The following is a 14,237-nucleotide window of genomic DNA, read 5'->3' on the forward strand; positions in this document are numbered from 1 at the left end:
GGCACTCCAGGCTCCCCAGTGCCGCAGGAACGCCTTCATGCTTTCACTTGCGCCCGCCCCTGTTGCGGTGACACCCCCGGCCCAGCTCGAACTCCATCGCCTCGGCGGATCGGTATTCCTGCTCTGCTGGACACTCGAGGCTTCCCCCTTCGGCAAGCCGTCGATCGCCCTGACGGGAGGAGGCAGACGCCTCGCGGCCGCATCGATTTCGCTCGGCCTGCGTGACGGGCGCGAACGGCTTGCCATCGCCTTCCGCGCCTCCGGCCATGACAGCATCGTCGCGACGCTTTCCGATCAGGGTCCGCAGGGCGATGTGACTGCCTCTTTCGACCCTGCACTCGTCCACGGCCTCGCCGATCCCGCAGAGATTCTGAAGGATCTCACGCCGCAAGCCCGGGTGACGCTGGCCAATGCGCTGGTGCGTGCCTGGCCGCCGCTGTTCGGCCTGTCCGCGATTCCCAACTACCTGTCCTTTCTGCGCCAGCTTCTGCTGACCTTGTTCGCCAAGCCGGCCGCGATGCAGCCCACGGCGGCGCTGGTCGCGGGCCAATGGCTGTTCGAGACCTTCGTGCCCGCAGATTTCGGCGCGTTGCGCACGGCGTCTCGCCTCGACGGTGCCGGCCTCACCCGCCTGGATGTGAAGTCGCGCATCGGCGCCGCCGATCGCAGCGGTAAGCGCGAGCTGCACCTTGTGCTGGAAGAGCCGCCCGTTCGTGGCGGCGGATTGCTGATCCTGCAGAGCGAGCGCTCCCTGATCGTCCGCGCGCTGCCGGGCCGTCAGGCGGCGCCCTCGCTCGGCCGCTGGTGGGCGGGCAAGGCCGCGAGCCGCGACGGCCTGCGCAACTGGGTCGTCGAACAGCTGGCAGCCCTGTCCGAGCAGGGGCGGCTGCTGGCCGTCGAAATGCAGCGGCGCGTTCCGCTCGCGGTGCAGCATGTCCGCCGTAACGACGACCTGCCCGCGGCCGAGCTCGACCTCGCGGTCTGCAACCGTGCCGGCCTGCTGATCGGCGGCTGGCTGCGCGATCCCGACGATCTCCTGCAGGAGGTGCTGCTGCATCGCGGCGCCGGCGAGCCGATCGCCATGCTCTCCCGCCTCCAGCGCTTCCCCGTGAGACTACCGACGGGTGCGGAAGGCGAAACGCGCACGGCAACGGGCTTCGCCGCCTTCGCCTCCGACTACGCCGCGGGAGCGCCGGTGCTGCAGCCCCGCTGCGAGATCAAGCTGAAGTCCGGGACGACGCTGACGCTGCGCCCGGCGGTCCAGCCGGCCGACGCGGCCACGATCCGCGCCCGGGCCCTCGCGGCGATCCCGCCGCAATATCTGACGGCCACGATGCTGGAAGAGACGCTCGCGCCGATCCTCGCTGCCTGCCAGGACGAATTGAGCGAAAGCCGTCCGGAACCGACGATCAAGGAATTCGGACAGCCCTGGGGTCGGCCGAAGGCTTCCGTGGTGATCCCGCTTTATCGCGTCTACGATTTCCTGCGCGTGCAGGTCGCAGCCTTCGCCGGCGATCCCTGGTTCGTCGAGAATGCCGAGCTGATCTATGTGCTCGACTCGCCCGAGCACGAGGCCGAGGTCGCGCATCTGCTCGGCGGGCTCTACCTCGCCTATGGCCTGCCGATGCGGCTTGTCGCGATGCGGCGCAATGGCGGCTTCTCCGCCGCCTGCAACGCCGGCGCACGCCACGCGCGCGGCGAGGCTCTCGCGCTCGTCAATTCCGACGTGATCCCCAGCAGAAGCGGCTGGCTGGCGGCACTGATCGCCAAACTCGACCGCCGCCGCCGCGTCGGAGCAGTCGGGCCGAAGCTGCTCTACGATGACGGCTCGCTGCAGCACGCCGGGCTTTACTTCAAGCGCGACAGCAAAGGCACCTGGCTCAACCATCATTACTTCAAGGGTATGCCGAGCAGCTATGCGCCGGCCAATATCGAGCGCCCGGTTCCGGGCGTCACCGGCGCCTGCATCGTCATCGCGCGCGAACTCTTCGACGAGCTCGGCGGCTTCGACGAAAGCTATGTCATCGGCGATTACGAGGACAGCGACCTCTGCCTCAAGATTCGCCGCGCCGGCTTCGGCATCCTCTACGCGCCGGATACGGCGCTCTATCACCTCGAGCGCCAGTCGATCTCCAAAAGCGTCGACTACACGCGCGGCGCCGCCTCCCAGCACAATGCCTGGCTCCAGACCCGGCGCTGGGACGCGCAGATCGACGCGCTGATGCAAGCCTTCGAGACCTCTGCGGCGGAACCTGCACTGCGCGAGCCAGCGCCGAGCGAACCCAACCTTGTTCCCCGCTTCAGCTTCAGGAGAGCGACCGCGGCATGACGGCTATCACGGCCCTGAGACCGATCGCGCCCGAACCGGCGCCCGAGAACAACCCCATCGGACCACAGCTCGATTGGCTGATGGCTTCGCTGCAAACCAACCGGTTCATGCCCCACCCGCCGCCCGACTCGATCTTCGTCGGCGATGGCGACTATCGCGCGATCGGCGCCGAGTTCCTCGGGCACTTCATCCGAATCGGCGGCCTGAAGCCGCATGAGCGCGTCTTCGACATCGGCTGCGGCATCGGCCGCATGGCCATCCCGCTGACGCAGTATCTGGACGACGAACGCGGCAGCTATGACGGCGTCGACCCGGTGATGGAGGGCATCCTCTGGTGCGCCCAGACGATCACCCCGGCCTATCCGCGCTTCCGCTTCCAGCGGCTCGACATCGCCCACCCGCTTTACAATCCGCAGGGTTCGCTGCCCGGCGCCGAGGTCCGCTTCGGCTTCGCCAATGGCAGCTTCGATTTTGTGACGATGATCTCCGTCGCCACGCATCTGCCGCCGGACGAGCTCGTCGTCTATCTGCAGGAGGCCTCGCGGCTTCTGGCGCCGGGCGGCCGTCTCTTCCTGACGGCCTTTGCGATCGACGGCGCCGCCACGGGCCAGGAGCGCCTGTCGTTCAAGCGCTGGCAGGACGGTCCGGGCTGGTACGCCATCGACGAAGCGCCGCTCGCCGCCGCTGGCATCGATCAGGGCTTCCTCTTGGAGCAGGCCGCACAGGCTGGTCTTGCAGTCGAGCCACTGCGCCCGGGCCATTGGCGCGGCATCAGCGCAGCGCATTATCAGGACGTGCTGATCGCGACGAAGCCGGGTAACCGCCGATGACCCGTCGCATCCTCGTCGTCGCGCACAATCATCCCGCTCTGCATCCGGGCGGCACCGAGATCTTCGCGCATGATCTTGCTGGCGCCTATCGCGAGCAGGGTTGCGAGGTGCTGCTCCTCGGCGCGACCAACGCGATCCATCGCCAGCCGCATCCCGGCACGGCGCTGCAATCCGTCGGCGACGACGTGGTCCTCTGGAGCGCTCATTACGACCGCTTCCACATGAGCCAGATCGACCATTACGGCACGCTGCAGGATCTCGGGACCCTGCTCGGCGAGTTCCGGCCGGATGTGATCCATGTCCACCATCTCGTGCTGATCGGTGCGGAGTTCCTGACGCTGGCACGCCGGCTCCTGCCGGAAGCCGCGATCGTGATGACGCTGCATGACTACTACCCGATCTGCCACCATGATGGCCTGATGGTCCGGCCCAGCGACCGGAAACGCTGCTCGGGCGCCTCCCCCACCGCCTGCCATGGCTGCTTCCCGGAGATCGGCTCCGACCGCTTCCTGCTGCGCGAGCGCTTCATCAAGACGCATCTCGCCGCCGTCGACCGCTTCGTCGCGCCGAGCCGCTTCCTGCGCCAGCGCTATGTCGACTGGGGGCTGCCGGCCGAGAAGATCGAGGTCATCGCCAACGCCCGCCCAAGCCAGGAGCCGGCCCCGCACAGGCAAGGCGACGGGCGCCGCGCGAGCTTCGGCTATTTCGGCAATCTCAATCCCTGGAAAGGTGTTCTCCCATTGCTCCAGGCGGCGCAGCTGCTGCGCACGGCCGGAGAACGGGAGTTCTCGCTGCGCATCCATGGCGGCGCCCCGTTCCAGAGCGAGGCTTTCACCACCGCCCTCGATGCTGCCCTCGCCGGCACCGCGGGTGTCGTCACCCATTGCGGCGCCTACGCCCGCGAGGAGGTGCCGGCACTTATGGCCGAGGTCGACTGGGTCGTGATGCCCTCTATCTGGTGGGAGAATGCGCCCCTCGTCATCCAGGAGGCGTTCCAGCATCGCCGGCCGCTGATCGTCAGCAATATCGGCGGCATGGCCGAGATGGTCCGCGACGATGTCGATGGGCTCCATGTCCGGCCGGGCGACCCGGCCGCGCTCGCCCGCTCGATGCGCCGGGCGATGGACGAGTATGGGCTCTGGCAGCGCCTCGTCGACGGCATTGCCGAGCAGCCATCGCTCGCCGAATGCGCCGGCCGTCACCTCACCCTCTTCGATAGCCTCAAGCTTGCGGAGGCCGCATGACGACAGCTCCCCGACAGGACAACGAAGTCCGCCTGCCGAACGTCAATCCGGCGAAGCTGAACGGGCGGATCGACGCCCTCGACGGCAGCCGCCTGCATGGCTGGATCTGGGACGAGGCCCGTCCCGACGAGGCCATCACGGTAAAGCTCTATTGCGACGGCCAACTCGCCAGCGAGATCAAGGCCGATCAGAGCCGCATCGACCTGCGCCGCAACGGCATCGGCGACGGCAAGCATGCCTTCTCGATGGAGCTCGACGAGGCGCTGGTCGCGGCCCGCAACCGTCTCACCGTCGTTGGTGTTTCGCCGGCAACTGGCGCCGAGCTGGAGCTGCGCCTGCCGGCCGCGGACGAGCTCGCGGCGGAAGCCGCAATCGCCGTGCCGCTCGCCCGCTTCTTCGACAAGGTCGAATTGCTGATCGCGCTCAACCGGCGCGGCCAGCTTGCCCAGAAGGAGCTGAACGAAAAGCTCGACCGCATCGCCGCGCGCCTGGAAGAGAACCACGCGCTCGCCGAAGCCACCAAGGCCGAGACCGAAAGCCAGAGCGAGATCGTCCGCCGCCTTGGCGAGCTCGACGTCTTCCAGCTGCGCTTCGATGGCACCCTGCGCGGCTTCGACGAGCGGCTTGATGCGATCCGCAAGGAGGCGCGCGCCCCGCTGCGGCAGGTCACGGTCATCCTCGGCTTCCTCTCGTTGCTCGCTGCAGTGATGTCCTTCGTCACCCTCGCCGTGACGCTCTGGGGAGGCTGAGGCGATGAGCGAGGTCATCGTTCCCGAGAGGACGGCGGTCGCCCCGGCGCCGACCGTCGCCTGGACGCCGCTCGGCGAGAACGCCATCCTCGTCCGCAGCACCTGCGACGCCATTCCGGCCAAGGTCCCGGTCGCAGTCGACGGCAATCCGCGCAACCGCGCGCAGACCATGGTGCTGAGCTGGCGCCGGCCCGGGGCCGAGCCTTCGGTGGCCACCGGCTTTCTTTGCCTGGCGCCAGCGCCCAACGTCGACAACAGCGGCACCGGCGCGCTCTTGATCGGCCGCCCCGGCCGGCCGCTGCGTCTGATCCTGGCACCGAAGCCGCAGCCGCTTCAGGTTTTCCTGTCCGAACTCGCCGACGACGCCGGACAGGCCTTTCCGAGCGTTGTCGACGGGCTGCTCGAAGTCCTGTTGACCGGCGCCCCCAATCCGCGCCGCCTGCGCGCGGTCGCGATGCTCCTGCAGACCGTCGCTCGGCCCGGCGGCTTCGTTGAGGTGATGGGTTCGCTCGATGGCGACGGCATCTTCCTGCAGGGCTGGACCTCCCATTTCGCAGCCGGGCGGATCAAGCTGCTGATCGCCCATGGCGGCCTCTCCCCCGCCAATCTCGAAGCTGGAACCTTGGAGCGGGATGATCTCGGCGAAGGCGCCCGCGGCTTCTTCGGCCTGCTCGAGGATTGCCAGGCCCAGCAACCCGGCGAGATCGAGCGGCTCTATTTCCGCGGAAGCGACGGCTGGCGCGCGCTCGAAGTGTACGAGCGCTATGTCCTGCTCGAACCGATCACCGTTCCCGGCCATCTGCGCGACGGGCTCCAGCGCGGCACCGCTCCGCAGGCCACCACCGACAAGCTGCGGCGCGCCTCCCAACGTTTCGACGGCCGCGACACAGTCTGTCTGCTTGAAGAACCGGTGCGCGCTGGCATCGATGCCGTGACCATCGTCGAGGATACCGGCGTGCTGATCATCGGCTGGCTGTTCGATCCGGAGCGCCGGGTCGATGCGGTCACACTGCGCAGCGGCAGCCAGTCCTGCGCCGTCGACCGGATCTGGACGCGCGTGCAGCGCCCGGACGTCACCACCGCCTTCATGGAAGATCCGCGCTTCGGACCAGCTCTGGCTTCGCGGCGCAACAGCCACGGCTTCATCGTCTTCGCGCCGAAGCTCGTTCCGGAGCCGGGCCAGCCGCTGCATCTCGCCTTCGAGGTGCAGGGCACTGGCCCGGCCTTCCTGCCGCTCGAACCCAGCCGCGCCCAGGCGCGCCGCGCATTGGAGCGCATCCTCGGGCTGCTCGACCCGCGCTCCTCGACCGCGAACGCCGTCGTCGAGCGCCAGATCGCGCCGGCGCTGCAAGCAGCCGAAATCGCCCCGCCCCGCGCCGTCGAAACGCTCGATGTCGGCCCCTTCGACCCCGAGGCGCCGCTCGGCCTCGTCATCGGCTTCGACCACCGCCACCGCGAGATTTCGGCATTGTTTGCGCTGATGGCGATGGACCCCGAGGTCAGGCCGCTGCCGATCGTGCTTGCCGCTCCGTCCGAGAGCTTCGACCGCGTTGGCGCCGAGGCGCGGCGGCTCGGGCGCTTCTATGGTCTCTCGGTGCGCCTCGTCGCCGTCGAGGGCGTCGAAGATACCTGTGACGCACTGGAGGCGGGCGTTCGCGCCTGCCGCTTCCAGACGGTCGCGCTGCTCTCGGGCGCAGCGCAGATCCGCATGCCTGGCTGGCTCGGTCGTCTCGAACGGGCCTACCGCGCCCGCGGCGGCCAATGCGTCGCGAGCCCGACCCTGCTGTTCGAGGACGATTCGATCCGCTGGGCTGGCGCCTGGCTGGAGGGCGAAGGAACGAGCCGGCGCATCGCCAACCGCTTCGTCGGCTATCCGCTGGAGGCGGTCGGCAATCTCGGCCCGATGGAGGTCGCAGCCGGTGCGAGCGAATGCTGTGTGCTCTCGCGCGCTGCCTTCATCGAGGTCGGCGGCTTCGCGCGCAACTATTTCACGACGGCGGAGAAGGGTCTCGATCTCTGCCTCAAGCTCAGGATGGCGGGTTCGCCCTCGCTCTGGGTTCCCGACGTCGAGGTCTATGCGGTCGATGACGGCGAGATGGCGGCGCCGCATGCCGGCGCGCTCGCGCAACTCGCCGACCGGACCAGCTTCGACCGGCGCTGGGCGCTCGCCATCTCCAACATGAAAGGCTGAGGATGCGGGTTCTCGTCATATCGCACGGCCACCCTTCGCTGTCCCTGGGCGGGGCGGAGATGGCGTCCTACAACCTGCATAAGGGGTTGCAGACCGGCGAGGGTGTCGATTCCCATTACCTCGCCCGCGTCGGTGCACCGACCCCGCGCCATGCCGGCACGGCGCTGATGAGCCTGCGCCAGCGCGGCGGCGAGCTGCTCTACTATGCCGAGGATTACGACCACTTCCTCATCTCCAACCGTGCGACGGAAGAGATCGAGCGCGACTTCGTGCGCGTTCTTCATGACCTGAAGCCGGACGTGGTGCATTTCCACCACTTCATCGGGCTCGGGCTGGAATGCCTGTTCGCGGTGCGCGACGCTCTGCCGGATGCGCTGATCGTCGTGACCTTCCACGAATATCTCAGCATCTGCCACCATCACGGCCAGATGGTGAAGACCGGCGCCTTCAAGCTTTGTTACCGGGCCTCGCCAACGGATTGCAACGCCTGCTTCCCGGACATCTCGCCGGCGCGCTTCCTGGCGCGCGAGACCTTCATCAAGGGCATGCTGGGCCTGGCCGACCATTTCGTCTCGCCGAGCCGCTTCCTCGCCGACCGCTATGTCGACTGGGGGCTCAGCGAGGAGCGCTTCTCGGTGATTGAGAACGGTATCGACGTCGCCAGCGTGGCGCCGCCGCGCCCACTGCCCGAGGGCAAGACGCGGCGCTCCCGTTTCGCCTATTTCGGCCAGCTCACGCCCTATAAGGGCGCCGATGTGCTGATCGATGCGGTGACGCGCATCCCGGATTCCATCTGGGACGACGACGCGATCCTGCTTGTCTATGGCGGCAATCTCGAGCGCCAGCCGAAAGCCTATCAGGACAAGTTCGCCAAGCTGGTCGAAAGCGCGGGGCGCCGTGTGCGCTTCTGCGGCGCCTTCCAGAATCACGAGATGCCGAACCTGATGCGCTCGGTCGACTGGGTGGTGATGCCCTCGGTCTGGTGGGAGAACTCACCCATCGTCATCCAGGAGGCGTTCTTCCACGGTCGCCCGATCCTGGCGAGCCAACTCGGCGGCATGGCCGAGAAGATCACCGACGAGGTCGACGGCCTGCATTTTCGCGCCGGCAGCCCGGAAGACCTCGTCGACTGCATGACGCGCGCCCTGACCGAGCCCCAGCTCTGGGACCGGCTGCGCGGCGGCATCAAGCGGCCGATGAGCCATCGCGAATGCGCCCAGACGCATCTCGATCTCTATCGCCGCCTCCTGGCCGAACGCAGCCGGCCTGCGCCCGCGCGGCAAGACCCCGCCGCGATGATCGCCTGAAACCATAACGAGATAACAGGGGAGACCTGACATGGCCCGCATCCTCGTCATCAGCCCGTCGGGAGAGGTCTACGACCACGACAACGTGCGCTGGTATCGCTATGCCGACCTGCAGAACCACATCAATCACTACCATAATATCGGCGACGCCTTCGTCTTCGATTCCTCGCTGAAGCTGCTCAACTTCGACAAGCTCGATGAGCTGCCGATCGCGCATGTCGATCCGGCCAGGATCGACCGGCTCAATGCCGAGTACGATTACGTCTTCCTGCGCGGCTCGAATTACATCCATGCGCAGATGAACTGGTCCAAGGCGGCGGAGGTGCTGCGCCGACTCAAATTGCCGGTCATCGCCTTCGGCATCGGCGCACAGGCGCCGGTCAGCGGCAAGCTGGAACTGAGCGAGGACACCAAGACCGTCCTGAAGCTCATTTCCGATTCCACCACCTCGCTCGGTGTGCGCGGCGCTTACTCGGCCGAGGTGCTGAACGATCTCGGCATCCGCAATGTCCGCATCATCGGCTGCCCGACCGCGTTCCGGAACAATGATCCCGATCTCGCCATCCGCTTGCCGCCGCTGGAGCAGGTCAAGACTGTGGGCATCACGCTGCGCCGCGAGGTCTCCAAGACCTATGCGCAGGACATCAAGCGCTATCTCACCTTCCACCGCGATCTGGTGAAGGCGATGGCTGATCGTTTCGAGGTCACGCTGATGGCGCAGGGCGAGGTCGAGGAGAAGAAGCTCGCGCTCGGCACACCCGAGCAGAAGGAAGCGGCCATGGCCGCGTTGCGACAGAATGAATGGGCGCGCGAGTGGTATCTCGATGAGCAGGTCGAGGGGCTCTACCAGAGCCGCATGTTCTATTCCGACGTGGTCGCGGAATATGAGCGGCTAGTGCGCGGGCTCGATCTCGTGCTCGGCTACCGGCTGCACGGCAATCTGATGGCACTCGCCAATGGCACACCCTCGATCTACTTCACCTATGACAGCCGCACGGTCGAATTCGCCGACACCTTCAAGATCCCGAGCGTCGATGTCTTCGGCGGAAAGGATTTCAAGCTGGAGGAGTACTGGGATCAGGCGCGCTTCGACCGCTTCAACGCAGCCTATGCCCGGGTCTACAGGGAGATGCGCGACTTCCTCGTCGAGAACCGCGTCGACAACAAGATGGTGGACCGCGTGGCTGCGGAGCCGCAGCGGAAGGTGGCGTGAGGAGCGCCCGCAGCTTCCGGCACACCGCGCCGCTGCTTGCGGCGCTGTTGGCCGCCTCGTTCGCCGCAGCGGCGGAAAGCCCGCGCTACCGGCTGGAACTTGCGCCCGGGGCGCAGGAGGAGACCGTCTTCGACTGGTCGAAGGAGCGCTGCCAGGAGTGGCACATCCCGGACGCGCCCTTGCGGGCCTTCCGCGACGACAAGGGAGAGGTCGTCGCCTTTGCCAGCCACCATCGCAACCGTGCGCTGATCGGCGATCGCCTCGACCAGATCAAGACTACCTGTGCGATCTCGTTCGAGGCCAAGAACAGCGCCGATCCCAGCCAATACAGCGACATGAGCTGGATCGCCGCGACCTGGACCAGGAATGGCCGCGACGTCTACGCGCTGATGCATGACGAGTACCATGCCGACCAGCACCCCGGCGCCTGCCGGTTCAAGGCCGGCATGGCCTGCTGGTACAATGTCGTCACGGCCGCGCGCTCGCAGGACGGCGGCGCAAGCTTCAAGGTCGATGATCCGCCGACGGTCGTGGCCGCGCCGACCTTCAAGCAGGAGGTCGATCAAGGTCGTCATCGCGGCTTCTTCAACCCCTCCAACATCGTCGAGAAGGATGGCGCCTGGTATGCGCTGATCGCGACGACCGGCGGCGGTGGCCAGAAGGGCGGCACCTGCCTCTATCGCTCCACGGACATCACCGATCCCAAGGCGTGGCGCGCCTTCGACGGGCAGGATTTCACCGTGCGTGCCGTCGATCCCTATCGCGAGGACACGTCGCAGGCACACCCCTGCCAGCCGCTCAAGGTGCTGCCCACGGTCGTCGGCTCGGTCACCCGCCACGAGGCGAGCGGGCTTTGGCTCGCGATCTTCCATCTCGGCCCCGACCCCAAGCAGGGCATCGCCGGCGGCCGCGTCGCCTATAGTTGGTCGAAGGACCTGATGAAGTGGTCTCCGCTGCAGACGCTCCTCACCCATCCGACGATGTGGAGCAAGGATTGCGGCGACAGCGTCCGCTATTCCTACGGCGCCATCGCCGACCCCGCCTCGCCCTCGCGCAATTTCGAGACGACGGGCGATGAGCCCTACCTGTTCATGACCAAGATGCACGTCGCCAACTGCAAGATGGGGCCGCAGCGCGACCTCGTCCGCATCAAGGTCCGCATCGTGAAGGAAACCCCATGAACGCGAATGCGCCCGCGCAGCAATTTGCCGTGAGCCAGGCCGTGCCGACCATGAAGATCCTGCGCGCCACCACGCAGGAGGTCGTCGTCCTCGTCGTCCGCGAGCCCGGCGGCGGCTGGCCCTCGCTGCGCCTCATCCTCGACGGCCAGGACTACGCCACGATCAACCCCGACGCGCTCGTCACCGGCGATGCGACGGTGGCGGAGCTCGCCATTCCGCTGCCGGCTTTGCCCGAAACACGGCTGCGCGCGATCGCGGTGGCCGATGCGAGGACGGGCGCGCTCGCGCCCGGTTCGCAACTGCGCCCCATCGCCAGGACGAGGCCATTGCGGGCGCTGGTGATCTATCCGGCGGGCGAGGTCTACGGCCACGACAAGGTGCGCTGGTATCGCGCGCCGCTGGAAAAGCTGCTCTCTGACTACTTCAATATCGGCGACATGATCGTCTACGACTCGACGCTGAAGCTGCTCGACTACGTCCATCTCGAGCCGATGAAAATCATCAACCCGACCGATGCCGATATCGAGCGCTACGCCAGCGAATTCGACTTCGTCTTCGTGCGTGGCTCGAACTTCATCCATGAGAAGATGGAGTGGTTCCGCGCCGTCGAGGTGCTCGAGAAGGTCAAGCTGCCGGTCTATGCCATCGGCGTCGGCGCGCAGGCCAGCCAGAACCGCGCGATCGAGCTGCCGGAAAGTTCGAAGCGTTTCTGGCAGATCGTCGCGGACCGCTGCGCTGCCATCGGCGTGCGCGGCGCCTTCAGCGCCGAGACGCTGCGTCGCAACGGCATCGGCAATGTCGAAATCGTCGGCTGCCCCTCGATCTTCCGCACTTGCAACCGCGATCTCCAGATCCGCGTGCCCGATCAGCGCGCCATCCGCAAGGTCGCCTTCAGCCTGCGCCGCGAGGCCGACAAGAGCTACACGATCGATCCCGAAGCCTATCTGCGCAACCAGCGCGCCGCCCTGCTCAAGGTCGATGCCCAGAGCGAGATGGTGATGTCCTCCCACGGCGAGCAGGAGGAGAAGGCGTTTTTCCTGCGCGACGAAGCGGCCAAGGAGAAGGCCATCGCCGAATTCGCCAGGACCGGCTGGTGGGACGGCCCAAACGATACGCGAATGCGCGAGATCTACGAGCGCAAGCTCTTCAGCTTCTTCGACGTCGAGGACTATGATCGCTTTTCACATAGCGTCGACCTCGCCGTCGGCTATCGCGTGCATGGCGTCTTGCCGGCGGTCGCCCACGGCGTACCGGGCGTGCTCGTCGCTTACGACACGCGCAGCCAGGAACTGGCCGAGACGCTGAAGATCCCGGTCGTGCCCGAAGAGGCGCTGGCGGAAGGCGGCTGGCGCGCGGTCTATCGCGAGGCGGCGCTCAACGGGCTCGCTAAATCCTATGCCGCCTCCTACGACCGTATGCGCGCTTTTCTCGACCGCAACGGCGTCCCGCACCGGATGTGACCGGAGGATATGGGGGATGAACAAGGTCGCCGTGGTGACGATGCAGTACAACGAGGCGTTCTACGTCTCGCGCTGGATCGACTACTATTCCGGTCTTATCGGGCGCGAGAACCTCTATGTCATCGACCATGACAGCGACGCGGCAATACGCGAGACCCTGCAGGGCGTCAGCGTCGTCCGTTATCCGCGCTCGGCGCTCGACGATCAGGAGCGCGCGCGCTTCGTCTCGAAACTCGTCAGCGCGCTGCTCGAGCTCTACGAGACCGTGATCTACTGCGATTGCGACGAGTTCATCAGCCATGATCCGCGGCGCTTCGAGAGCTTCGGCGCTTGGCTCGACGCCACTGATTTCGAGCACGCGACCTGCATCGGCCTCAACGTGACGCCGATGTTGCAGGAGGAGAATGCGGCGCTGCTCGACGGGCCGATCCTGCGCCAGCGCGGCCATGTTCGCTTCGTTTCGCCGATGTGCAAGACGCTGATCGTGCGCAAGCCCGTCCGCTGGGGCGGCGGCTTCCACCACGCCAATCAGCCGCCGCATTTTCGCGGCGCCTATCTGTTCCACCTCAAATACGCCGATCTCGGCGAGCGCCTGCACCGGCAATCGCTGACGCGCGGGCTCGACTTTGCCCAGGTCGACCAGGGCCATCACCAGCGCCGCAGCGATCTCGACCTGCTCAACCTCTATCGCAGCTTCGACCGGCTCGAACGCCGGGACTGGGACGACGATGCGATCGAGCGCTGCTGCCAAAGCTTCATTGCAGGCATCAGGCCCTCGGAGCGCGGCGACGAGGTCGGCACGATGTATGTGGCGCCGCTCAATATCGCCGGCACGGAAGCCTGGCGTCTGCCCGACAGCTTCCGCGGACTGTTTTAAACAGTTCGGCGCAGCCGGACCTCCCCGGGGCCCCCTTTCAGGCTGGGAGAGCGATCGGGCGCTGCGTCTGAGGATGGAAGATGACGCTCATCTCGACGCCGTAGATACGGGCCAGCTGCTGCGTCGTCATGACGTCCTCAGGTGTTCCCCTGACGATCATCTTGCCGGAATGCAGCGCAATGATCTCGTCGCAGTACCGTGCCGCCATATTGACGTCGTGCAGCACGACCATGACACCGAGTCCCCGGTCGGAAGACAGCCGGTGCACCAGCGAGAGCACCTCGATCTGGTGGGCGATGTCGAGCGACGAGGTTGGCTCGTCGAGGAGCAGACACTCGGCATCCTGCGCGACGAGCATCGCAAGCCAGACGCGCTGGCGCTCGCCGCCCGAGAGCGTGTCGACCAGCCGATCGGCAAAACACGCGACATCGGTCAGCGCCATGGCCTCGGCCACCATCTCGCGATCCTTCGCGCCGAAGCGACCAAGCGCGCCATGCCAGGGATAGCGGCCAAGCGCGACCAGTTCCTTGACGAGCAGACCTGAAGAGGGCGGCGTCTGCTGCGGCAGATAGGCGACCTTGCGCGCGAAGGCCCGGCCATTCCAGGCATCGAGCGCCTTGCCTTCGAACCGGATCACCCCGGTCGACGGCACCTGCTGGCGAGCGAGCAGCTTCAGCAGTGTCGATTTGCCCGAGCCGTTATGGCCGATCAGCCCGATCACGCGCCGCTTCGGCAGCGACAATGTCAGCGGCCAGCAGCACCCGGCCGGGGACGCTGAAGGTGACACCGTCGAGTTCGAAAAGGTCACCCTGACCTTCAGCAAGCGGGCCGGGCCCGGTCATCGCAAGCGCCTTCG

The 14,237-nt window shown here is 66.7% G+C and carries 10 protein-coding genes and 1 pseudogene; 10 read left to right on the plus strand and 1 reads right to left on the minus strand.

Annotated features, from left to right (window positions below; translation table 11 throughout):
• The first annotated feature begins 37 nt into the window (after positions 1–37).
• From AC1DE3_RS12820 to AC1DE3_RS12865, 10 genes are read left to right on the plus strand one after another with little or no spacing between them, the layout of a single operon-like run.
• Positions 38–2,329, plus strand: coding sequence for a glycosyltransferase (locus AC1DE3_RS12820; RefSeq protein ID WP_476852422.1), 2,292 nt, complete (start codon positions 38–40; stop codon positions 2,327–2,329).
• Positions 2,326–3,159: a class I SAM-dependent methyltransferase gene (locus AC1DE3_RS12825; RefSeq protein WP_476779460.1), complete on the plus strand. Its 834-nt coding sequence runs from the start codon at positions 2,326–2,328 to the stop codon at positions 3,157–3,159. The genes AC1DE3_RS12820 and AC1DE3_RS12825 overlap by 4 nt, the downstream gene beginning before the upstream one ends.
• Positions 3,156–4,403: a glycosyltransferase family 4 protein gene (locus AC1DE3_RS12830; RefSeq protein WP_476852423.1), complete on the plus strand. Its 1,248-nt coding sequence runs from the start codon at positions 3,156–3,158 to the stop codon at positions 4,401–4,403. Before AC1DE3_RS12825 ends, AC1DE3_RS12830 begins: the two co-directional genes overlap by 4 nt.
• A complete protein-coding gene (locus tag AC1DE3_RS12835; protein ID WP_441511772.1) occupies positions 4,400–5,152 on the plus strand; it encodes a hypothetical protein in 753 nt (250 codons plus the stop codon). Before AC1DE3_RS12830 ends, AC1DE3_RS12835 begins: the two co-directional genes overlap by 4 nt.
• A gap of 4 nt (positions 5,153–5,156) precedes the next feature.
• Positions 5,157–7,343, plus strand: coding sequence for a glycosyltransferase family 2 protein (locus AC1DE3_RS12840; protein ID WP_476779462.1), 2,187 nt, complete (start codon positions 5,157–5,159; stop codon positions 7,341–7,343).
• Between the two features lie 2 nt (positions 7,344–7,345).
• Positions 7,346–8,650, plus strand: coding sequence for a glycosyltransferase family 4 protein (locus AC1DE3_RS12845; RefSeq protein ID WP_476779463.1), 1,305 nt, complete (start codon positions 7,346–7,348; stop codon positions 8,648–8,650).
• A gap of 31 nt (positions 8,651–8,681) precedes the next feature.
• Positions 8,682–9,863 (plus strand): polysaccharide pyruvyl transferase family protein, encoded by a 1,182-nt coding sequence (locus AC1DE3_RS12850; protein WP_476779464.1) that lies wholly within the window; start codon positions 8,682–8,684, stop codon positions 9,861–9,863.
• Entirely contained in the window at positions 9,860–11,044 is a 1,185-nt protein-coding gene (locus AC1DE3_RS12855) for a hypothetical protein (RefSeq protein ID WP_476779465.1), read from the plus strand. The genes AC1DE3_RS12850 and AC1DE3_RS12855 overlap by 4 nt, the downstream gene beginning before the upstream one ends.
• On the plus strand, positions 11,041–12,504 hold the full coding sequence (locus AC1DE3_RS12860; RefSeq protein WP_476852424.1) for a polysaccharide pyruvyl transferase family protein: 1,464 nt from the start codon (positions 11,041–11,043) through the stop codon (positions 12,502–12,504). The genes AC1DE3_RS12855 and AC1DE3_RS12860 overlap by 4 nt, the downstream gene beginning before the upstream one ends.
• 16 nt (positions 12,505–12,520) lie before the next feature.
• The gene (locus AC1DE3_RS12865; RefSeq protein WP_476779467.1) at positions 12,521–13,381 is read left to right on the plus strand and encodes a glycosyltransferase family 2 protein; all 861 of its coding nucleotides are present in this window, start codon (positions 12,521–12,523) and stop codon (positions 13,379–13,381) included.
• Between the two features lie 37 nt (positions 13,382–13,418).
• On the opposite strand, the pseudogene AC1DE3_RS12870 reads toward AC1DE3_RS12865, so the two are convergent.
• Positions 13,419–14,223: pseudogene (locus tag AC1DE3_RS12870) on the minus strand (ATP-binding cassette domain-containing protein).
• Positions 14,224–14,237: the final 14 nt, after the last annotated feature.

The organism is Allobosea sp. 10L417 (assembly GCF_056395485.1).